The 2,578-nt window shown below is 68.9% G+C and carries 4 protein-coding genes; 3 read left to right on the forward strand and 1 reads right to left on the reverse strand.

What is annotated here, in order from left to right; all coding sequences use genetic code 11:
- Together ACY45C_RS21245 and ACY45C_RS21250 are read left to right on the forward strand one after the other, a co-directional pair.
- Positions 1-133: GNAT family N-acetyltransferase (locus ACY45C_RS21245; RefSeq protein WP_462189325.1), on the forward strand; the 133-nt coding region annotated here is incomplete at its 5' end.
- Positions 134-305: 172 nt separating this feature from the next.
- Positions 306-1,022: a metal-dependent hydrolase gene (locus ACY45C_RS21250; protein WP_462189320.1), complete on the forward strand. Its 717-nt coding sequence runs from the start codon at positions 306-308 to the stop codon at positions 1,020-1,022.
- Between the two features lie 155 nt (positions 1,023-1,177).
- Here the strand turns inward: ACY45C_RS21250 and ACY45C_RS21255 are convergent, their stop codons facing one another.
- The gene (locus ACY45C_RS21255; RefSeq protein ID WP_462189322.1) at positions 1,178-1,591 is read right to left on the reverse strand and encodes a DUF2784 domain-containing protein; all 414 of its coding nucleotides are present in this window, start codon (positions 1,589-1,591) and stop codon (positions 1,178-1,180) included.
- Positions 1,592-1,700: 109 nt separating this feature from the next.
- Here ACY45C_RS21255 and lipB point away from each other — a divergent pair, with 109 nt between their 5' ends.
- The gene (gene lipB, locus ACY45C_RS21260; protein ID WP_462189323.1) at positions 1,701-2,525 is read left to right on the forward strand and encodes a lipoyl(octanoyl) transferase LipB; all 825 of its coding nucleotides are present in this window, start codon (positions 1,701-1,703) and stop codon (positions 2,523-2,525) included.
- Positions 2,526-2,578 lie beyond the last annotated feature (53 nt).

Below are 2,578 nucleotides of genomic sequence, written 5' to 3' on the forward strand. Positions count from 1 at the left end.
AGCGCACGAGGTCCTGCTGTTCACCGATCTGGCTAATCCGACCAGCAACGGCGTGTATCAGCAGCTTGGCTTCGAGCCTGTTGGAGACCGCGTAGCGCTGCTCTTCGCGTCAGCACCCGCGCCTGGGAGCTGACCGGAACATCAAACTCGCGGACGACCGGTCTGACGAGCTGGATCGATGACCACACGCGGGGCCTGCTTGCCACGGGACAGCCGAACGTCGCTCGGCGCGCGGCGGCTGGATCGGCTGGATCTGGATCGGCTGGATACAGTCTGACGGTGCTGATCATTCAGGTTGAGCTGCCATGATGGGGCGGACCCACGCCCTGAGCGGGGCGGTGGTCTGGCTGGCCGCCGCACCCCTGCTGTCCCGGGAGCAGTGGTTGGGCTCGCACGCGGTGTCCTTGTCCTCGTCCCAGGTGATCGCCGGCGCGGTGGTGTCCGCGGGCGCGGCGCTTCTGCCCGACATCGACCATCCCAACGGTCGGATCGCCAACACCTTCGGGCCGGTCACCCGGGTTATGTGCAGGTGGATCAGCAGGGCCGCCGGTGGCCACCGGCACGCCACCCACTCGCTCCTCTTCGCGCTCGGCATGGGTGTGGTCATGGGCCTGCTGGCCGCCCGTTTCGAGTACGGATGGTGGGCCGCGCTGTTCGTCCTCGTGGGCTTCGGGCTACGTGGGCTCGGCCTGGACTTCGAGAAGCACGAGCACTGGTCGTCCGTCATGGACTGCGTGACCGCCGGGGTCGCTGTCTTTCTCATGCACGGCATCGACATGAGCTTCGCCGGCTACGCGGTCACCCTGGGCTGTCTCGCCCACCTGGCCGGGGACTGCCTGACCCCGCGCGGCTGCCCTCTTCTCTGGCCGGTCACCTGGCGGATGGAGACAGTCCTGGTTCCCCGGACGGACGGCAGGATCGAACACTGGGTTGTCGTTCCGCTTCTCGCGGTTGCCGCGGTAATCCTGACCGTGCGAGTCGTGACGGGCGACGCCGTGTCCCACTGGCTCACCGCCGGTTGAGACACCCGGTCCAGCACCCGCTGGGCGGCGCCGGCGTAGGTGGTGTGCCCGTTGGGGTATTCGGGGTGTGCCGGTGGCGGCGTCGTAGCGATGTGGCGTCGTATCGCTGTGACGCCGTAGCCGGCCTCGGCCTACCCCACCGCCGGTCATCACGGTCATCGCTGGCCGGGGTCGGATGATGCCGGATCCGGTCCGGTGCCCACCGTCGGTCGGGACCGTCGTCGGTGCAGGTCCAGGCAGACGCGCACGTAGGCAACGACCACGATCAGCGCGGCCAGCGAGCGGACGAGCCAGGTGAGATCGTCCGGGTAGAGGACGCCCGCAAGGTAATGATCGATGAAACCGCCCTGGTAGGCCGGTTGACCATCAAGCCGTCGCAGATACTTCTCCAACGGGGTCAGCGGACAGGTGAACCCGATCGTGATGATCGTTACGCCCCAGATGATGGCGGGCACATGCAGCCAGAGCAGCCAGCGCCGCCGCCGGACCAGCAGCCCACCGAAGATGATGAACGCGATCCCGAGCAGGTGGGCCACCACGACGAGGTCGGCGAGAATGTCGTACGTCATCGCTGCTCCCTGTGCGCTACGGTACGCCGACCGCGCGGGATCATCCCGGCCCGGACCGCCGGAACCCGGGCACACGGTGGACCGGGCATACGGTGGAGAGGTGAATGCCGTGAACCCCGTGAATGCTATCGACGGGGTGGATGTCGTCGACGGGGTGGACGGGGTGGACGGGGTGGACGCCGTGGACGGCGGCCCGGGCCCGGTCCCGGTGACCTGGCCTGAGACCCTGCTGCGCCTCGACGAGGATCTCGTCGACTACGAGGTTGCCATGGCGCGGATGCGGGTGATGGTGCGGGAACGGATCGACGGCGTGCGGCCGGACACGCTGTGGTTCCTGTCGCATCCGCCGGTCTACACCGTCGGCAAGCGGACCCGGCCCGAGCACCGCCCGCTCGCGGGGCTGGGCATCCCGGTTCACGAGACCAACCGGGGTGGGCTGCTGACGTACCACGCCCCCGGCCAGCTGGTGGGCTACGTGATGTGTCATATCGGCGCAATGAACGCGGTGGTGCCGTTCCTGCGGCTGTTGGAGGCCCGGTTGGTGGATACGGCCGAGGCGCTCGGCATTCCGGCCGAGCGGCGGGACACCCCGCCCGGGTCCGTCGAGCTCACGGGCGTCTGGACCCGCCGGACCAACCGGAAGATCGCGTCCATCGGCCTGCGGTGCACGCGCAAGGTGACCAGCCACGGATTCGCGCTCAACGTCGACTGCGACATGCGGCCATGGGCCTGGGCAACGCCCTGCGGCATGCCCGAGGTGGAGATGACCTCCGTGCAGCGGGAGCTGACCGACGCGGGGCGCGCCGTCCCGAGCATGGCCGAGGTCCGCGAGATCGCCGCCGAGATGCTCGGCGCACGCAACGTCCCGCACCCCCCGGCGCCGAACCTGAGCTCGGGGAACCTGGGTACGGGGACCCGAGCCGGCCGAACCTGAGTTCGGGGGACCTGGGTACGGTCGGTGGCCCCTGGACCGTTACTTCGTAAACA

The sequence above is a fragment of the Frankia sp. CcWB2 genome, from assembly GCF_977927585.1.

Coding starts and splice junctions, on each gene's coding strand:
- ACY45C_RS21250 (WP_462189320.1), top strand. CDS start 306: ATGATGGGGCGGACCCACGCCCTGAGCGGGGCGGTGGTCTGGCTGGCC.
- ACY45C_RS21255 (WP_462189322.1), bottom strand. CDS start 1,591: ATGACGTACGACATTCTCGCCGACCTCGTCGTGGTGGCCCACCTGCTC.